This window comes from Granulibacter bethesdensis (assembly GCF_001889545.1).
Lineage (GTDB): Bacteria > Pseudomonadota > Alphaproteobacteria > Acetobacterales > Acetobacteraceae > Granulibacter > Granulibacter bethesdensis_B.
In genome coordinates this window covers 2,283,612-2,300,857 of the sequence record NZ_CP018194.1, presented here as the reverse complement: position 1 = coordinate 2,300,857, position 17,246 = coordinate 2,283,612, and the positions used below count along the sequence as shown (strand labels likewise).

Sequence of the window (17,246 nt, the reverse complement as noted above, 5' to 3'; positions counted from 1 at the left end):
GAGCTGTAATTATCTGTTTTCACAATCACTTTGGCCCCGTAACGTTACTGCGAGTGGGGTTCAATCAGCGTCTACACATTGCCGGGAAACATAGATTTTATGCATAATTTCTCCTGGAGCGGCTTGGAAATGATGATGCAGACCGCAGTCAAGGGAAAAACAAAGTTAAAAATTCTGAAAAATGCATTGGATATTTTGAACGTAGAAGGTGTCGATGCAATGACGACATCTCATCTTGCTGCGGTCTGTAATATTAACGAAGGAAATTTATACTATCATTTTCGTACAAAGCAGATTCTGGTAACGGCATTATACGATATTTTCTATCACCATATGACGCGACTTGTCTCGACCAGCCCGGATAAAATTGTTGCCCGGCCAGATTCGGACATGCTGCATCCGATCGAGCTCTACAGTGACTATTTGAGGGCCTGGTTCTGGCTGATCTGGCGATATCGGTTTCTGTTTCGTGATGGCCCTGTCATCCTGACCCAGATTCCGGATCTGGCCGTGAAACTCAGGACCATGCACCGTGAGGGAGAGCAGGTTGCCATGAATGTTCTGCAGCATATGCGCCAGGTGGGTTATCTGATTATTGAAGATGCCGAGCTGGAGGCGCTGGCTGCCAATGTCTGCATCATCATGTCTTACTGGATGTCCTTTCTGATCATGCACCGCGGCAGCAAGGTGCTTCCGCTGAGGGATATGGAGTGGGGCATCTATCAGGTAAGGGCGCTTTATCTTCCTTATGCGTCGCCCTACGTCCACCAGTATCTGAAGAGACAGATGGAACTGGTCCAATAAACGTCGGACATGCTGCTCAGGATCTGTGGGAGCATGATCCCATTTGATTGCATGCGTGCGCGAGGGTGTTTACGATAAGGCCCGACATGCGATGTGTTCTGACATTCCTGTTGATGGTGCTGATTGCCTGCGGCCTGCCTTTGCATGTGCGGGCGATGGGGACCGCCCATGTCATGAATATGTCGATGGCTGATGTTGCTGCGGGTGACGATGATGTTATGGCACCGTCGCTGATGATCGGGCAGTATATGCCGCCCTGCCATGACCATTCTGCCGCACCATCCTGTGATGGTGTGGTGTGCTGTATAGGGGCCATGGTGCCAGATGCGCCGGGAGTGGCGGATTCGGTACGCGTCCGGCTGGTCCGTTTTGTGGCTTCCATGCCCTATCATGGACATGGAGCATCCCCCACACCGGAGCCTTTTCCCCCTCGCTCAGGCCATTTTGTGCCCGTCTGAAAGCGGGCTGACCGTTCGGGTGAAGCCTGTCTGATCTGCTGTGTCTGGCGGAATGAGCCGGCTGGCCCGCGTAAGTGGTTTTGACTTGCCTGCATCATGCGGGCTTGTCTCCTGACAGAGCGACCATAGCATTATGAGGAACACTGAAGGTTCTGGCCTGATTCGGCCGGATCGTCGGCGCGTGCTGCGTGCCTGCGGCGCTGCATTGCTGACGGCGGCGGCAGGAGGATGCGCCGTGCCTCCGCCCGTGCCGGAAGCAACTGCCGAGGGTATGCCGGAGCTGCGTGGCAGCCGTTTTGCCCTGAACGTAGCCCGCTATTCCATCCGCCGTGGCGGAAGACGTGCGTCGGCGACATTGGTGAATGCTGCCCTGCCGGGGCCGGTGTTGCGCATGCGGGAGGGTGACGAGGTTGCCATTGCCGTCACCAATACGCTGGATGAGCCGACCTCCATTCACTGGCATGGTCTGCGAGTCCCTGCCTCCATGGATGGTGTGCCTGGGCTGAGCTTCGGGGGGATTCCGGCGGGAGAGACGTTTACGTATCGCTTTCCGCTGAAGCAGTCCGGCACGTACTGGTACCATAGTCATTCCGGCTTTCAGGAGGCGACCGGCCTGTATGGCGCGTTGATTATCGCGCCGCGTGACGAGGTGCCGGATTATGACCGCGACTATGTCATCATGTTGAATGACTGGTCCGATCTGGCTCCCGAGACCATTGTCAGCACGCTGAAATTCCAGAGCGACGCCTATAATTTCCGTCAGCGTACGCTGGGCACCTTTATCGCCGATGCACGCCGGAAGGGCTTGCATCAGGCTGTGTCGGACCGCCTCGCCTGGGGAAAGATGCGGATGGCGCCCACCGATATTTCCGATGTCAGCAGCAATGCCTATGCCTATCTGCTGAATGGCCATGCAGCGGATAATCACTGGCACGGGCTGTTCAGACCGGGTGAGCGGGTGCGTCTGCGCTTCATCAATGCCGCGTCGATGACGAATTTTGACATCCGGATTCCGGGTCTGACGATGACAGTGGTGGAGGCGGACGGGAATGCGGTACGTCCGGTCACGGTCGATGAGTTCCGCATCGGCGTGGCCGAGACCTACGATGTGCTGATCCAGCCCGGTAACGCCGCCTATACGATTTTCGCGCAAAGTCAGGATCGCACCGGCTATGCGCGTGGCACGCTCGCACCGCATCCCGATATGGACGGGGTGGTGCCGCCAATGGATCCCCGCCCGCTGCGCACCATGAAGGATATGGGCATGGGCGACATGGACATGAACACTATGGACATGGGGGACATGGGCGCAGGAATGGAGCAGCACGGCATGCCGGCCCATGGTGCTGAGAATCCCGGCACGGACGGTATGGCTCATCCGCCGCCGGAGGTTGTGTCTTCTCCTGCTTCTTCTGCCCCAGCCCCTCACCATGCTCACGGCATGGAGGGGATGGAAAGTATGGAGGACATGGACGGTATGGATATGCCGGACATGCCCATGCATCACATGCCCATGCATCACAGGCCCATGCATCACATGCCGATGCCTCATGGGGGGTCCGTCCATCACGGCGCCATGCATGGAGACCATGCCACGCCGGTCAGCGCGCCCCGGAATACCGCACCGCCTCCTGTGCCCGTGACGGTATACCGGATACCGCAGGTCGGAGAGCTGGGGGTTGGCAGTCTTGCCCCGATGCCGGTACCACGACTCCATGAGGCAGGCAGCGGGCTGGACGATAACGGACGCCGCGTCCTGCGCTACACTGATCTGAGGGCCGCGCGACCGGCCCCGCCGGGGCGGGAGCCGGATCGGGAGATCCTGTTGCATCTGACCGGCAACATGGAGCGCTATATCTGGGGCTTTAACGGCCAGAAATTTTCTCACGCGCCTTCGATCCGTCTGCGGCTGGGGGAGCGTGTCCGTTTCATCCTGATCAACGACACGATGATGGAGCATCCGATCCATCTTCACGGTCTGTGGAGCGAACTGGAGAACGGCGCTGGCGCGGATCGTCCTTTCAAACACACCGTTCTGGTCAAGCCGGGTGAGAGGCTGACCACCTGCGTCGATGCCGATACGCCGGGTTTATGGGCGTTTCATTGCCACCTGCTCTATCACATGGAACTCGGCATGTTCCGCACGGTGGTGGTGTCATGAACGGCCTGAGGCGTATCCCTCATGCAGTGCTGTTGCTGTCACTGATTCTGCTCACAGGTGGAACGGCAGCCGGGGCGGGGATGGAAATGCAGGCTACGGGCAGGGATGGCCCTGTCTACTTGCCGGGCGGGCCGATGCCGGCGATGGATGATCAGGTCTATCTCCATGCCCTGCTGGAACAGGCTGAGCATCGTATGGCCGGTACGAATCAGGTTTTCACCTATGAGGGGGAAGCCTGGCTCGGCACGGATGAGAACAAGCTCTGGCTGAAATCGGAAGGGACGGTCGGCAAAGGTGGCGGTTTTCAGGATGCGCGGCATGAGGTGCTGTATGATCGCCCTTTTTCGGCCTATTTCGACTGGCAGGCGGGATGGCGGATCGATCTTGATAACGGTCCGACGCGGCAATGGGCCGCTTTCGGGGTGCAGGGACTGACCCTGTATTTCTTCGATCTGGAGGCTACAGCCTATCTGGGGACAGATGGCCGAGTCGCGGCGCGGGTGGAGGCCTCCTACGACCTTCTGCTCACCAACCGGCTGATCCTCCAGCCCCGTATGGAGACGAACTGGTATGGTCAGTCCGACCCTGCGCGGGGGCTGGGGGCCGGGGTGTCGAATCTGGAGGCCGGGGTCAGGCTGCGATACGAATTTGCCCGCACTTTTGCCCCGTATCTGGGGGTAGTGTATCAGGAGGCTTTCGGGCGCACCGGGACATTCCAGCAGCAGCAGGGACAGGCTGCGGACAGCGTGCGATTCCTGTTTGGTCTGCGTCTCTGGTTCTGATCGTGGGGGGCTGATCTGGATGGCCCCCTGCGTTCTCCCCCCCTGTGTCCCCCCTTGGCCTGTTCCACTGCTCAATAAGTATAGGCGGGTGCCATCTGCATCCTTGGCTGGGGCGGGAATGTATTGCCGCGGGCAATCATGCATTGCCCGTAATTCATGTCGTAATTCTGCTGTAGCGAGGCCGAGGACTGCCGCGCATTCGAACTGCCGAGCAGACCTCCTCCCGCAAGGCCCGCTCCTGCGCCGATTGCAGCCCCCATACCGGCATTGCCTGCGGCCACACCAATCAATGCACCGGTCGCTGCTCCCAGCGCCGTGCCAATGGCGGCCGTGCCGACGGCGCTGTTGGCGGCGCCCTTTTGTGGGGAGACGAAGCCGTTCCGCTGAGAGGCGTAATAGCGGCATGTCATATCGTCATTCTGGAACTGCTCCAGCGTTTTTCCCTTGCCGGGCAGGGCGGCAATACTTGGTCCTTCCGGCGGAGAGACGGTGCAGGCGCATAGCGCAGTGACAGCAAGCAGGCCCAGGGACTGTAAAAGCGGCTGGCGGGACATTCCATCCTTCTCCTCATTTTGGCGAAGCCGTGGCTTCCGTTCCATTTTTTAACGCATAGGGGCTCTATTACGGTATCCTGATGGCAGAAAAACAGAGACCGCTCCGGTTCGAAAAGATATGGGCGGCGCAATATTGTCTTCGACCGCGATCAATGGCCTGCTACGCAGTGCGCCGGGGGCGATCTCTTCCGGCGAGGGACAATCAAACAGGACAGCATCAATGAAAGAACTGTTCCCGGGTGCCGTTTATACCCCTGCAGGGGAAGGGGGCCAGACCGGGCCGAAGCCCCTCACGCTCACCAAAACGATCGACATTGCCGCGCCGGCGGATGCGGTGTGGGAAATCATCTCTGAATTCGGGGACATCACCTGGCTGCCGCTGGTGAAGTCCAGCAGTGCTGACCGGGGTAACAACCCCGGCTCGATCCGGGTGCTGGATCTTGGTGGCCCTAAAATCACGGAAGAGCTGACAGCGTATAACGCGGCTGCCCGCAGCTACAGTTACAAATTCACACCAGATGCAGAAAATACGCAGATCGTGCCTGCGGGCGACTACCGTTCGACCATCACGGTCGAGGCAGCCGGGGCCGGAGCGCGAATCGTATGGCAGGGATTTTTCACCCGCCTGTCGCCGTTCGACACCCTGCCAGCCGGACAGGGAGACGAGGATGCGATCGCAGCCGTGACCGGGGTATATGATGCGGGTCTGATTGCACTGAAGCAGAAGGCAGAAGGCTGAAAAGTCTGATATTCCGGCAGTCAGCTTATCAAAAAGGGGGCCATCTGGCCCCCTTTTTTCATACTGAATTTATCAGACGGGCGCTGATCAGTGCTCGTCGTCGTTGCCGTCGGTCTCGACTTCCACTTCGATGGTGTCATCGTCGCCGTCTTCGAGGTCGGAGGTATCCTCCAGCACATCCTCGTCAGTGTCGTCGGCATCGACGGCATCTGTATCGGCATCGTCAACAACCCCGATTTTCTTGGGTTTGTCATCCAGCAGCGCACCTGGCACGCGGCGGGGGCGGGGCTGATCCAGCGGCTGTTCTGCGCCGCATTTCGGGCAGATGGCGGGGGATTTCAGCAGATCGTAGAAACGGGTTCCGCATGAAACGCAGACCCGCTTGGTGCCAAGTTCGGGTTTTACCATGGGAAATGCGGCCTCGTGATCGTGGGGAGGGATAAAATTGGGCTGACGCGCAGGACAGGGCGCGCCCCATGCCACCGCTTCGCCCTTCTGTCAAACCGTTCTGTCATGCTATCGCGCAGGGATGAGCGAAAATCACAGCGAAGGGGCCTCCTGCCCCGTCACCAGCCGCCGCCCTGCCGCCGGGTTGCGGGCTGATCATCCGGTCCGGGTTCCCGGGGATAAATCCATCAGCCATCGCGCATTGATGATCGGCGCGCTGGCGGTCGGGGAGACGCGTATATCCGGCCTGCTGGAAGGTGAGGACGTGCTGCGCACGGCTGCCGCCATGCGGGCGTTGGGGGCTGAGGTGGTGCGGGATGCGCCCGGTTCATGGCGCGTCGCCGGTCGCGGCATTGGCGGCCTGACCGAGCCTGCGGATGTGCTGGATATGGGCAATTCGGGAACGGCGGCGCGGCTGCTGACCGGTGTGCTGGCCAGTCATGATCTGTTTGCGGTGATGACGGGCGATGCCAGCCTGCGTAAACGCCCGATGCGCCGGGTGACTGATCCGCTTGCGGCTTGCGGGGCCGGTTTTCACACCCGCTCCGGCGGCCGGTTGCCGATGGCGGTGCGTGGCACGGGCGAGGCTCTGCCGCTGCATTACCGTCTGCCGGTCGCCTCTGCCCAGGTGAAGTCGGCCATTCTGCTGGCCGGGCTGAATACACGCGGGGAGACGGTGGTGGAAGAACCGCATGCCACCCGTGATCACAGCGAGAATATGCTGCGCCATTTTGGTGCGAATGTGCAGGTGGAGCCGACCGGGGATGGTGCAGGCCGTATCGTCCGCCTGCAGGGACAGCCGGAATTACGGGCTGCCGATATCGTGGTGCCTGCCGATCCGTCCTCGGCGGCTTTTCCGCTGGTGGCGGCCTTGCTGGTGCCGGGATCGGAGATCACTCTGGCCGGGGTGGGCCTCAACCCGCTGCGCACCGGGCTGTTCGATACGCTGGTGGAGATGGGGGCTGCGCTGACCATCGCCAATCGCCGGATCGAGGGGGGGGAGCCGGTCGGCGACATCACCGTCCGGGCGTCCGCCCTGCATGGGGGGGAGGTGCCGCCGGAGCGTGCGCCGAGCATGATCGACGAATTCCCCATTCTCTCGGTTGCGGCGGCGGTGGCCTCCGGCACCACGCGTATGCGCGGTCTGGCAGAGCTGCGGGTCAAGGAGAGTGACCGGCTGGCGGCGACGGCGGCGCTGCTGTCGGTGAATGGTGTGCAGGTGAAGATCGAGGGCGATGATCTGATCGTCATCGGGTGTGGTGGTCCGCCGCCGGGGGGCGGGCTGGTCACCACGCATATGGATCATCGGCTGGCCATGTCTGCGCTGGTGCTGGGCCTGACCACGCAGGCCCCGGTGACGGCTGATGACGCAGCCTTCATCGACACGTCTTTCCCCGGTTTCGCCACGCTGATGACCGGGCTGGGAGCGGATTTCTCGTGAGCCTGATTATCGCGGTGGATGGTCCGGCTGCGGCAGGCAAGGGCACGTTGGCGCGTCGATTGGCATTGGCTTTCGGATTGCCGCATCTGGATACAGGCTTGCTCTATCGCGCGGTGGGGCGGCTGGTGCTGGATGCGGGCGGTGATCCGGCCAGCACTGCCGATGCGGCGCGGGCGGTATCGGTTCTGGTGCCGGAGACAGTGCAGCGCGGCGATCTGAGGGTGCCGGAGGTAGACCGTGCTGCCAGTCTGGTCGCTGCCGATCCGGCTGTACGGGCGGCGCTGCTGGATTTCCAGCGTGATTTCGCGGCGCGGGAAGGGGCGGTGCTGGATGGGCGCGATATCGGCACGGTCGTGTGTCCCGATGCGCCGGTGAAGCTGTTCGTCACCGCCAGCGCCGAAGCGCGTCTGCAACGTCGCCTGCTGGAGTTGCGCAACCGGGGCGTAGCGGTGGAAGAACAGGCGCTGCGGGCCGAGATGCAGGCCCGGGATGAGCGGGATGCGGCCCGCGACATCGCCCCCTTGCGTCCGGCAGAGGATGCGGAGGTGCTGGACACCACCCATCTGGACGCCGATCAGGCGTTTCAACGGGCGGAGCAGATCGTCCTCCGGAAATGGCCGCGATAAAACCGGCTGTCTCCCCTGCATGGGAGTCGGGGCAGCGGAGGCGGAATTTCCTTGACTTGCGGGCATCAGTGGGCGTTGTTGCCGGCTGATTTCCGCCATGGCCCGACCTGTCCCGCCGCGGAAACCGGGACGCGCGATGATCGCGTGTGCAAGGTCCGGCAAGCCGTGATCCCCGACGCGTAATCCGCGCCCGGTGGTGTAGCGCCTTCCTTGATAGCCTGCGGGCTGTCAGTTCAAGGACATAGTTTTCCCACATGGCATCTTCCGCCACTGCTATCCAACAACAGGGTGACGAGGATTTCGCCGCCCTGCTCGACGAGACCCTGGGCCGTGACAGCGGCTTTGATGGCTCCGTCGTCAGCGGCCGCGTGCTGCGCATCGACCCCGAATATGTGATCGTCGATGTGGGCCTGAAGTCTGAAGGCCGCGTCGCCCTGAAAGAATTCGGCCCTCCGGGTCAGAAGCCCGATGTGAAGCCCGGCGATGTTGTCGAGCTGTATGTCGAGCGTTACGAGGACCGTGACGGTTCCATCGTCCTGTCGCGCGAGAAGGCTCGCCGCGAGGAAGCATGGACCACTCTGGAAAAGGCTTTCGAAAGCGCCCAGCGCGTTCAGGGCACGATCTATGGTCGCGTGAAGGGTGGCTTCACCGTTGATCTCGGCGGCGCGGTCGCGTTCCTGCCGGGCAGCCAGGTCGATATCCGCCCCGTGCGCGATGTCGGCCCGCTGATGGGCACGCCGCAGCCGTTCCAGATCCTGAAGATGGACCGCGCGCGCGGTAACATCGTGGTCAGCCGCCGTGCGGTGCTGGAAGAGACTCGCGCCGAACAGCGCAGCGAGCTGATCCAGGGCCTGAAGGAAGGCATGATTCTGGATGGCGTGGTGAAGAACATCACCGATTACGGCGCGTTCGTGGATCTGGGTGGCGTCGATGGCCTGCTGCATGTCACGGACATTGCCTGGAAGCGCATCAATCACCCCAGCGAGGCCCTGCAGATTGGCCAGACCGTGAAGGTGCAGGTGATCCGCTTCAATTCCGACACGCAGCGTATCAGCCTGGGCATGAAGCAGCTTGAGGCCGATCCGTGGGAAGGTGTGGCGGCGAAGTATCCGCCGGGCGCGAAATACAGCGGCCGCGTGACCAACATCACCGATTACGGCGCATTCGTGGAACTGGAACCGGGCGTCGAAGGCCTGGTGCATGTCAGCGAAATGTCCTGGACGAAGAAGAACGTCCATCCGGGCAAGATCGTCGCGACCTCGCAGGAAGTCGACGTGGTGGTGCTGGATGTGGACAGCTCCAAGCGCCGCATCTCCCTGGGCCTGAAGCAGGTGCAGGGCAACCCGTGGGAGCAGTTCCTGGAACAGCACCCGGTCGGGTCCGAGTTGGAAGGCGAGATCCGGAACATCACCGAATTCGGTCTGTTCATCGGCATCACCGCCGATATCGACGGCATGGTTCACATGTCCGATATCTCCTGGGACGATCAGAGCGAAACCGCCATGGCCGCCTACGAGAAGGGTCAGGTCGTGCGCGCCCGCGTGCTGGATGTGGATGTGGAGAAAGAGCGTATCTCCCTCGGCATCAAGCAGATGCATGAAGATCCCGCCGCCGGTCAGCTGGATGCGGTCCATCGCGGTGATGTCGTCACCTGCGTGGTGACGGCTGTGCAGGCCAACGGCATCGAAGTGAAGGTGGGCGACGTTCTGTCCGGCTTCATCCGTCGTGCGGAACTGTCCCGTGACAAGGCCGACCAGCGTCCTGACCGCTTTGCGGTCGGTGAGAAGGTGGATGCGAAGGTGACCGCGGTTGACCGTGCCGCCCGCAAGCTGCAGCTCACCATCAAGGGCAAGGAAGTCGAGGAAGACAAGGCGGCGATCGCCGAGTTCGGCTCCTCCGACAGCGGTGCGTCCCTGGGCGATATCCTGGGTGCCGCGATCCGTCGCCGGAATCTGCAGACCGACGCCTGATTGGCTTCGGCCATAATGGATACAGTGTCCTGACTTTCGCCGGTCAGGACACAACCTGAAAGCCGGGGGTTACGCCTCCGGCTTTTTTGTTGTCTGAAAACGACCATATTCCCCTTTTGCTGGCGCTATGATTTCGCCATTTTGGTGGTTATGACATCTGACCTTGCTTCCCGCCCGCCCGTCCCCCCCGATCAGGACTGGCTGATAGACCGCCATCATCTGAAGCGGCGTTTGCTGCTGTGGAGGCTGGTGGCGATTGGCCTGCTGGTGCTGGGTGGTCTGGCGCTGGTGCGGGCATCCCATGTGGTGGCATCCGGGCCGCATCTCACCCGGATCAGGATCAGCGGGATTATCACCTATGACCGCCCCTTGCTGGAGGCGATCAGCCATGCGGCAGATGATTCCTCGGTGAAGGCGGTGCTGCTGGAGATCAACAGCCCTGGTGGCACTGTGGCAGGGGGTGAGGCCTTGCACGATGCGCTGGCACGGCTGGCAGCGCGCAAGCCGCTGGTGACGACCATGGAAAGTGTTGCGGCCTCGGCCGGTTATATGATCGCGGCACCATCGGCACGGATTTTCGCGCGGCAGGCGACCTTGACAGGTTCCATTGGTGTGCTGATGCAATCCGCCGAATTGTCCGGCCTGCTTGGAAAACTGGGGGTCGGGTCCAACACCATTGTCTCCGGCCCGATGAAAGATCAGCCGAGCCTGACCGCGCCGCTCTCCCCGGAAGGGAGGCAGATGCTTCAGGGGATCGTCAACGATATGTACGACCAGTTCGTCACCATGGTTGCTCAGGGGCGGCATATGACGCCGGAACATGTGCGCGCCTTGGCGGATGGGCGCCCTTACACCGGACGGCAGGCGCTGGCGCTCGGGCTGGTCGATCAGATCGGCGGCGAGCATGAGGCAAGGCTTTGGCTGGCGAAAGAACGCCATGTTGCGGAAGACCTGCCGGTCAGGCCGCTCCATGAGCCGGACGGTCTGAGTAGGCGCTGGTTCGGGGGCTGGCTGGGCAGTCTGGAAAATTTTGTAGAAAGCAAGTTATCTCAAGGTGTTAGCATTGACGGAGCCTGGGCGCTCTGGCAGCCTCGGCTTTAATGCGGTGATCGGTCCGGACCTGCTGGCGGGATTCGGTATCTCCGAACGGGCAAGGGGAAGCTGACATGACCAAATCGGAACTGATCGCGAGCCTGAAGGCCGATAATCCGCATCTGACGGAGCGCGATGTGGAAACCATCGTCTCCACGATTTTTGAAGAGATTTCCAATGCTCTTGCCCGTGGTGCGAGGGTGGAGCTGCGTGGCTTCGGCGCTTTTACCATCAAGCGACGGGATGCCCGGGTGGGGCGCAACCCGCGCACCGGAGAAACCGTTTCCGTCGATGAAAAGGTTGTCCCTTTCTTCAAGGCCGGAAAAGAACTGCGGGAGCGGGTGAATAACGGTACCCGCAAGAATGGCGGGTCTGCCGACGCCGTTTCCGGAGGCTGAGAGCCCCCTGTTTCTGACTTTCGCGAGCCATCCGTGACGGGAAAAAATTGATGCGTCTGTTGATCGCCTTGCCGTTTCTGATCCTGCTGGTGCTGTTCACGCTCTCGAACACCACCACGGTTCATATTGGCTTATGGCCGACCGATTACGGGGCTGATCTGCCGTTTTCCATTGCTGTGCTCAGTGCGATGGCGATCGCTTTTATTGCCGGTGGCTTGCTGACCTGGTTCTCCGCACTGGGACAGAGTCGCCGTGCCCGCCGGGCGGAAGCTCAGGTCAAGGCGCTGGAGGAACAGCTTGAAACCCTGCGCGAGACCCTGCGCCGTCAGGAGGCCGTTCTCGCAACCCCTGTCACCGCCAGCGCCCCTTTGCCCGCCATTCAGTAACCTGGCCTGTCCTGTGAAACGGTCAGCCCATTTCATTTCATAAAGACAGTCACGTCATGTCGTCTGATCGTATCGCGCCCGCCCGCTCTCGTCCCTCGCGGCGTGTTATTGTTTCTCTCGATACACCAGACCCCGCCACCGCACGCGCATGGAATCAGGCTTTTGCGCCGTATAGCGGGATGAGCAAGCTGGGGTTGGAATATTACCTGGCCAATGGTCCACAGGGCATGACGGGGTTTGAGGGGCCGATTTTTCTGGATCTGAAGCTGCACGATATTCCCAACACGGTCGCGGCCGGGGTGCGTTCGGTCCTGCCGCTGAAGCCCGCTTTGCTGACCGTTCATGCGGGTGGAGGCTCGGCGATGGTTGCCGCGGCGCGGAATGCGACAGGCGACGCGACGGACCGGACCAGGATTCTGGCTGTTACCATTCTGACCAGTCTGGATGCGGAGGCCGTTTCCGCGATCGGCTTTGCGGAAGACCCGGCGCTTCAGGTTCTCAGACTGGCAAAGCTGGCCGTAGCGGCGGGGGCGGACGGGCTGGTGTGCAGTGCGCATGAAGCAGCACTGTTAAGGGCGGAACTGGGGCCAGAGCCTTTACTGGTCGTACCGGGCATCCGCCCGGCGGGGAGCGAAACAGGTGATCAGTCCCGCACCATGACCCCGCGTGCTGCCATTGAGGCCGGGGCGGATTACATTGTGGTTGGTCGTCCCATTACGCAGGCGCCTGATCCGGTGGCGGCGGCCTCTTCCATTGCGGCAGATATTGCGGGGCTTTGAAGAATCATGGTCGCTCAGGTCAAAATCTGCGGGTTGAACACCGCAGCGTCTGTCGCGGCCTCCATCGCGGGGGGCGCTGATTATCTGGGATTCGTGTTCTTTCCGCCCTCTCCACGGGCTGTGACGGCGCAGGAGGCGGCTTCCCTTGCGGCTCCCATTGCCCAGCCGTTGCGGAAAGTGGGGCTGTTCGTCAATCCGCGTGATGGAGAGATCGAGGCGGTCCTGAGTGAGCTGCCGCTGGATATCATCCAGCTTCATGATGTCCCTGTGGCGCGTGCCCTCCAGTTGCGCGAACGGCTTGCCTTACCCGTCTGGCGGTCTGTGGGAATTGCGACAGCGGATGATCTGCCACGCGATTCCGGGGGTGTGGATGCCCTGCTGCTGGATGCTAAGCCGAGGCCCGACGCTGCTCTGCCGGGTGGAAACGGACAGGCTTTCGACTGGTCTATCCTTGCGGATTTTGCGCCATCCTTTGCGTGGATTCTCGCGGGTGGGTTGACCCCCGATACGGTCGCTGATGCGGTGCGCCGGACAGGTGCACCTATTGTCGATGTTTCGTCAGGGGTTGAACAGTCACGTGGATGCAAGGATCCGGCGCTGATCCGCTCCTTCCTCTCGGCAGTGCGTAACGCCTGAGCCGGCAACCCGCGCAGGGGTCGGCCATTGAACGGACGGATCAGATGGGTACGACACCAGGAACGGAACTTCCTAACGCCGCTGGCGAGCATGTGGTGGAGGTTTCCCGCACCGGATATGAACTTTTGTCCGATCCATTGCTGAACAAGGGAATGGCGTTTTCCGAGGAGGAGCGCACCGCCTTCCATCTGCATGGCCTGCTGCCGCCGCATGTCGGTAATCTGGATGAACAGGTCAACCGCCGTCTGACAGCATTCAGGGAGCTTAAATCCCCGATCAACCGCTATATTTTTCTGCGTGATTTGCAGGATACCAACGAAACGCTGTTTTACGCGCTTTTGTCGCGTAACCTCGAAGAGATGATGCCGGTCGTCTATACGCCGACCGTCGGGCTGGGATGTCAGAAATTCTCCCGGCTGTTCCGCAAGCCGCGCGGGTTGTTTCTGTCACCGCCGCATCAGGATCAGATCGACGAGATTCTGTCCCATCCGCGTTTCGATCATGTCCAGGTGATCGTGGTCAGTGATGGAGAGCGTATTCTCGGGCTTGGCGATCAGGGTGCGGGCGGCATGGGTATCCCGATCGGGAAGCTGGCCCTGTATACCGCCTGCGGAGGTATTCCGCCCTGGGCGACGCTGCCGATCCTGCTGGATACCGGTACGGATAATAAGGAACGCCATGACGATCCGCTGTATATCGGCTGGCGGCATGAGCGTATCCGGGGCGAGGCGTATGATTCGTTCATTGATACTTTCGTGGGTGCAGTGCAGCGGCGCTGGCCGCATGTCCTGCTGCAATGGGAGGATTTCGCCCGTCCCAATGCGGGGCGGCTGCTAACGAAATATCGTGACCAGCTTTGCACCTTCAACGATGACATTCAGGGTACGGCCTCCGTGACGGTGGGCACCCTGATGGCGGCGGCCTCTGTGGCCGGTGTGCCGATGAAAGACCAGCGCATCGTCGTGGTCGGGGCTGGTTCCGCAGGTGTCGGTATTGCACGGATGCTGCGTCAGGCGATGATCGAGGAAGGGGTGCCGGAGCACGAAGCCCATCGCCGCTTCTTCCTGGTGGACCGCGATGGTTTGCTGAGGGAGGGTGATAATAATCTGGCGGCCTTCCAGCAGGAATTCGCCGTTCCTGCCGATGTGCTGAGCCATTGGGATGTTCGGGAAAAACCGGGGCTGGAAGCGGTCATCCGCAACGCGCACCCGACCACATTGATCGGTGTGTCCGGTCAGCCCGGCCTGTTTACCGAGGAAGCGATCCGGGAAATGGCGCAGCATGTTGCCCGCCCGGTGATTTTCCCTCTCTCCAACCCGACGGCCAATGCGGAAGCGACACCGGCCGATCTTCTGGCCTGGACCGATGGACAGGCAATCATCGGCACGGGCAGCCCGTTTGATCCGGTGCAGATCAATGGCCGTACTGTCATGATCGACCAGACCAATAATTCCTATATTTTCCCTGGCGTCGGACTGGGCGCCATCGCCTCCCGCGCCGTGCATGTGACGGATGCCATGTTTCTTGCAGCCGCCCGGGCACTGGCAGAGATGTCTCCGGCCCGCACCGATCCCGCGCTGACCTTATTGCCGCATCTGGCTAAAATGCGGGACGTGTCCCGGCATGTGGCCGTCGCGGTCGGGCTGTGCGCCATGCGTGATGGTCAGGCCGAGCCATGCGATGAACAAACTCTGCGCGCCAGAGTGGATGAACTGATGTGGGAGCCGCAGTATCCCACTTATCGCCGGGTTGAGCCGAAGCGCTGAAACAGGTCATAAAACGGCCATAAAGCGCCTTCAGGGGCGATCTCCTGATTTGCGTGAGCGCCGTTCTGCTTTAAGAGCGGCAGATTACTCCGCGCTGTAGACGATATGGCGCGGCTCTGAAATGCATCCCAGCCGGCGAGTGTAGCCATCGTGTCCATAGCCAGTTCCCTCCCGAACTCCTATCGCTCCGGTCCGGACGATCATGGGCGGTTCGGTCCGTTTGGCGGCCGCTTTGTCGCGGAAACGCTGATGCCTCTGATCCTTGAGGTGGAGAAGGCATGGCGGGCGGCACGGAATGATGCGGCGTTCAACGCGGAACTTGACCTGCTGCTGAAAAATTACGTGGGCCGTCCCAGCCCGCTCTGGTTCGCCAGACGCCTGACGGAGGAGCTGGGCGGTGCGCAGGTATGGCTCAAGCGGGAGGAGCTGAACCATACCGGCAGCCATAAGGTGAATAACTGCCTTGGCCAGATTCTGATCGCCCGCCGTATGGGCAAGACCCGTATCATCGCTGAGACGGGGGCGGGGCAGCATGGCGTGGCGACGGCGACGGTCTGTGCGCTGTTCGGTCTGCCCTGCACCATCTATATGGGCGCGGTCGATGTTGAACGGCAGAAGCCCAACGTGTTCCGCATGCGTCTGCTGGGGGCGGAGGTCAAGGCGGTAACCTCCGGTGCCGCGACGCTCAAGGATGCAATGAACGAGGCTTTGCGCGACTGGGTCGCCAATGTGTCGGATACGTATTACCTGATCGGCACGGTCGCCGGGCCGCATCCGTATCCGGCGATGGTGCGCGATTTCCAGAACATCATCGGTGAGGAAACCCGCGCGCAGATGCTGGCGGAGACCGGACGCCTGCCGGATGTGGCGACGGCCTGTATCGGCGGCGGCTCCAATGCGATGGGCCTGTTTCATCCGTTCCTGGATGATCCTTCCGTGCGGCTGATCGGGGTTGAGGCCGGCGGGCACGGCGTTGAAACCGGTGAACATGCCGCCAGCCTGACGGGTGGCCGCCCCGGCGTGCTGCACGGGAACCGAACCTATCTGTTGCAGGATGCGGAAGGGCAGATTCTGGAGGGCCATTCGATTTCCGCGGGTCTTGATTATCCGGGCATCGGGCCGGAGCATGCATGGCTGCACGAAACTGGCCGTGTCGAATATGTCTCTGCGACCGATCAGGAGGCGCTGGGTGCATTCCAGCTTCTGACCCGCACGGAAGGCATCATTCCGGCGCTGGAACCGAGCCATGCTTTGGCGTATGTCCGCAAGCTCGCCCCGACTCTGGGGAAGGACAAAACCATCGTGGTCAATCTGTCGGGCCGGGGGGATAAGGATATCTTCACTGTTGCCGAGCATCTGGGGGTCAAGCTGTGAGCCGTATCCAGACGCGTTTCGCAGCGCTGAAGCGTGAGGGACGCGGTGCGCTGATCCCGTTTATCGAGGCGGGTGACCCTGATGCCGAAACCAGCCTGGCATTGTTGCGTGGCCTGCCGGCAGCAGGAGCCGATCTGATCGAGATCGGTGTGCCGTTCACCGACCCGATGGCGGATGGCCCGACCATCCAGCGCGCCGGACGGCGTGCGCTTGAGGCTGGTGCCACGCTCGCCAAAACCCTGGCGATGGTCGAGACCTTCCGGCGGCAGGATCAGGAGACGCCGGTCATTCTGATGGGGTATCTCAACCCGGTTGAAACCTATGGCCATGAGCGGTTCTGCGTCGATGCCGCCGCGGTCGGTGTGGATGGGCTGATCATCGTCGATCTGCCGACCGAGGAAGCGGAGCTGATTCTGCCTTTTGCCGCTGCGAACGGGCTGGATGTGATCAGGCTGGTCGCGCCGACCACGGATGATGCGCGTCTGCCTCATGTGCTGAACGGCTCATCCGGTTTTGTCTATTACGTCAGTATCACCGGGATCACCGGCACTGTCACCGCGAGTGCGGAGCAGCTGGCGCAGAATATGCCGCGTTTGCGGCGGGTGACCGACCTGCCGGTCGCGATCGGTTTTGGTATCCGCAATCCGGCGCAGGCCGCGGAGGCAGTGCGGCAGGGAGATGCCGCCATCGTTGCCTCCGCACTGATCGATACGCTGGCTGAAACGCTGGATGATGGCCGCGCCACTGATCGCACCGTGCCTGCGGTGCTGGATCAGGTCCGCCAACTGGCGGAGGCTGTGCGCAGCGCCCGCCTCTCCGCCCGAGGAGCCTGA

18 protein-coding genes are annotated in these 17,246 nt (G+C 61.5%); 16 read left to right on the top strand and 2 right to left on the bottom strand.

What is annotated here, in order from left to right; all coding sequences use genetic code 11:
- Positions 1-99: 99 nt before the first annotated feature.
- The 4 genes from GbCGDNIH8_RS10555 to GbCGDNIH8_RS10540 all read left to right on the top strand — a co-directional run bounded on the left by GbCGDNIH8_RS10555 (position 100) and on the right by GbCGDNIH8_RS10540 (position 4,205).
- Positions 100-804, top strand: coding sequence for a TetR/AcrR family transcriptional regulator (locus tag GbCGDNIH8_RS10555; RefSeq protein ID WP_072573153.1), 705 nt, complete (start codon positions 100-102; stop codon positions 802-804).
- 86 nt (positions 805-890) lie between these two features.
- Positions 891-1,262, top strand: coding sequence for a hypothetical protein (locus GbCGDNIH8_RS10550; protein WP_072573152.1), 372 nt, complete (start codon positions 891-893; stop codon positions 1,260-1,262).
- Between the two features lie 133 nt (positions 1,263-1,395).
- Entirely contained in the window at positions 1,396-3,423 is a 2,028-nt protein-coding gene (locus GbCGDNIH8_RS10545) for a copper resistance system multicopper oxidase (protein WP_072573151.1), read from the top strand.
- Positions 3,420-4,205 carry a copper resistance protein B gene (locus GbCGDNIH8_RS10540; protein ID WP_081368971.1) on the top strand — a complete coding sequence of 262 codons (786 nt, stop codon included), beginning with the start codon at positions 3,420-3,422 and terminating at the stop codon, positions 4,203-4,205. The genes GbCGDNIH8_RS10545 and GbCGDNIH8_RS10540 overlap by 4 nt, the downstream gene beginning before the upstream one ends.
- A 71-nt stretch (positions 4,206-4,276) precedes the next feature.
- Here GbCGDNIH8_RS10540 and GbCGDNIH8_RS10535 read toward each other — a convergent pair whose 3' ends face one another.
- Positions 4,277-4,759, bottom strand: coding sequence for a glycine zipper domain-containing protein (locus tag GbCGDNIH8_RS10535; protein WP_072573814.1), 483 nt, complete (start codon positions 4,757-4,759; stop codon positions 4,277-4,279).
- A gap of 220 nt (positions 4,760-4,979) precedes the next feature.
- Between GbCGDNIH8_RS10535 and GbCGDNIH8_RS10530 the strand changes: the two genes are divergently transcribed.
- Positions 4,980-5,498 (top strand): SRPBCC family protein, encoded by a 519-nt coding sequence (locus GbCGDNIH8_RS10530; protein WP_072573150.1) that lies wholly within the window; start codon positions 4,980-4,982, stop codon positions 5,496-5,498.
- Positions 5,499-5,585: 87 nt separating this feature from the next.
- Here GbCGDNIH8_RS10530 and GbCGDNIH8_RS10525 read toward each other — a convergent pair whose 3' ends face one another.
- Positions 5,586-5,906 (bottom strand): TIGR02300 family protein, encoded by a 321-nt coding sequence (locus GbCGDNIH8_RS10525; RefSeq protein WP_072573149.1) that lies wholly within the window; start codon positions 5,904-5,906, stop codon positions 5,586-5,588.
- Between the two features lie 121 nt (positions 5,907-6,027).
- On the opposite strand from GbCGDNIH8_RS10525, the gene aroA reads away from it, so the two are divergent.
- From aroA to trpA, 11 genes are all read left to right on the top strand, one after another.
- Positions 6,028-7,386, top strand: a complete 1,359-nt coding sequence (gene aroA / locus GbCGDNIH8_RS10520) for a 3-phosphoshikimate 1-carboxyvinyltransferase (RefSeq protein ID WP_072573148.1) — start codon at positions 6,028-6,030, stop codon at positions 7,384-7,386.
- Positions 7,383-8,012 (top strand): (d)CMP kinase, encoded by a 630-nt coding sequence (cmk, locus tag GbCGDNIH8_RS10515; RefSeq protein ID WP_072573147.1) that lies wholly within the window; start codon positions 7,383-7,385, stop codon positions 8,010-8,012. The genes aroA and cmk overlap by 4 nt, the downstream gene beginning before the upstream one ends.
- A 254-nt stretch (positions 8,013-8,266) precedes the next feature.
- A complete protein-coding gene (gene rpsA / locus GbCGDNIH8_RS10510; protein WP_072573146.1) occupies positions 8,267-9,982 on the top strand; it encodes a 30S ribosomal protein S1 in 1,716 nt (571 codons plus the stop codon).
- Positions 9,983-10,132: 150 nt separating this feature from the next.
- A complete protein-coding gene (gene sppA, locus GbCGDNIH8_RS10505; protein ID WP_072573145.1) occupies positions 10,133-11,083 on the top strand; it encodes a signal peptide peptidase SppA in 951 nt (316 codons plus the stop codon).
- A 65-nt stretch (positions 11,084-11,148) separates the two neighbouring features.
- Entirely contained in the window at positions 11,149-11,472 is a 324-nt protein-coding gene (locus GbCGDNIH8_RS10500; RefSeq protein WP_072573144.1) for an integration host factor subunit beta, read from the top strand.
- Positions 11,473-11,522: 50 nt separating this feature from the next.
- Complete coding sequence (locus GbCGDNIH8_RS10495) at positions 11,523-11,858, top strand: LapA family protein (protein WP_072573143.1); 336 nt, start codon at positions 11,523-11,525, stop codon at positions 11,856-11,858.
- Between the two features lie 56 nt (positions 11,859-11,914).
- Positions 11,915-12,637 (top strand): orotidine-5'-phosphate decarboxylase, encoded by a 723-nt coding sequence (gene pyrF, locus GbCGDNIH8_RS10490; protein ID WP_072573142.1) that lies wholly within the window; start codon positions 11,915-11,917, stop codon positions 12,635-12,637.
- A 6-nt stretch (positions 12,638-12,643) separates the two neighbouring features.
- Positions 12,644-13,273 (top strand): phosphoribosylanthranilate isomerase, encoded by a 630-nt coding sequence (locus tag GbCGDNIH8_RS10485; protein ID WP_072573141.1) that lies wholly within the window; start codon positions 12,644-12,646, stop codon positions 13,271-13,273.
- Between the two features lie 44 nt (positions 13,274-13,317).
- On the top strand, positions 13,318-15,039 hold the full coding sequence (locus GbCGDNIH8_RS10480) for an NAD-dependent malic enzyme (RefSeq protein ID WP_072573140.1): 1,722 nt from the start codon (positions 13,318-13,320) through the stop codon (positions 15,037-15,039).
- A gap of 150 nt (positions 15,040-15,189) precedes the next feature.
- Positions 15,190-16,413, top strand: a complete 1,224-nt coding sequence (gene trpB, locus GbCGDNIH8_RS10475; protein ID WP_408874678.1) for a tryptophan synthase subunit beta — start codon at positions 15,190-15,192, stop codon at positions 16,411-16,413.
- Positions 16,410-17,246 carry a tryptophan synthase subunit alpha gene (gene trpA, locus GbCGDNIH8_RS10470; protein ID WP_072573138.1) on the top strand — a complete coding sequence of 279 codons (837 nt, stop codon included), beginning with the start codon at positions 16,410-16,412 and terminating at the stop codon, positions 17,244-17,246. Before trpB ends, trpA begins: the two co-directional genes overlap by 4 nt.

Excerpts from the sequence above, each read along its gene's own strand:
- GbCGDNIH8_RS10555 (WP_072573153.1), top strand. The coding sequence starts at position 100 with ATGCATAATTTCTCCTGGAGCGGCTTGGAAATGATGATGCAGACCGCA.
- GbCGDNIH8_RS10550 (WP_072573152.1), top strand. The coding sequence starts at position 891 with ATGCGATGTGTTCTGACATTCCTGTTGATGGTGCTGATTGCCTGCGGC.
- GbCGDNIH8_RS10545 (WP_072573151.1), top strand. The coding sequence starts at position 1,396 with ATGAGGAACACTGAAGGTTCTGGCCTGATTCGGCCGGATCGTCGGCGC.
- GbCGDNIH8_RS10540 (WP_081368971.1), top strand. The coding sequence starts at position 3,420 with ATGAACGGCCTGAGGCGTATCCCTCATGCAGTGCTGTTGCTGTCACTG.
- GbCGDNIH8_RS10535 (WP_072573814.1), bottom strand. The coding sequence starts at position 4,759 with ATGTCCCGCCAGCCGCTTTTACAGTCCCTGGGCCTGCTTGCTGTCACT.
- GbCGDNIH8_RS10530 (WP_072573150.1), top strand. The coding sequence starts at position 4,980 with ATGAAAGAACTGTTCCCGGGTGCCGTTTATACCCCTGCAGGGGAAGGG.
- GbCGDNIH8_RS10525 (WP_072573149.1), bottom strand. The coding sequence starts at position 5,906 with ATGGTAAAACCCGAACTTGGCACCAAGCGGGTCTGCGTTTCATGCGGA.
- aroA (WP_072573148.1), top strand. The coding sequence starts at position 6,028 with ATGAGCGAAAATCACAGCGAAGGGGCCTCCTGCCCCGTCACCAGCCGC.
- rpsA (WP_072573146.1), top strand. The coding sequence starts at position 8,267 with ATGGCATCTTCCGCCACTGCTATCCAACAACAGGGTGACGAGGATTTC.
- sppA (WP_072573145.1), top strand. The coding sequence starts at position 10,133 with ATGACATCTGACCTTGCTTCCCGCCCGCCCGTCCCCCCCGATCAGGAC.
- GbCGDNIH8_RS10500 (WP_072573144.1), top strand. The coding sequence starts at position 11,149 with ATGACCAAATCGGAACTGATCGCGAGCCTGAAGGCCGATAATCCGCAT.
- GbCGDNIH8_RS10495 (WP_072573143.1), top strand. The coding sequence starts at position 11,523 with ATGCGTCTGTTGATCGCCTTGCCGTTTCTGATCCTGCTGGTGCTGTTC.
- pyrF (WP_072573142.1), top strand. The coding sequence starts at position 11,915 with ATGTCGTCTGATCGTATCGCGCCCGCCCGCTCTCGTCCCTCGCGGCGT.
- GbCGDNIH8_RS10485 (WP_072573141.1), top strand. The coding sequence starts at position 12,644 with ATGGTCGCTCAGGTCAAAATCTGCGGGTTGAACACCGCAGCGTCTGTC.
- GbCGDNIH8_RS10480 (WP_072573140.1), top strand. The coding sequence starts at position 13,318 with ATGGGTACGACACCAGGAACGGAACTTCCTAACGCCGCTGGCGAGCAT.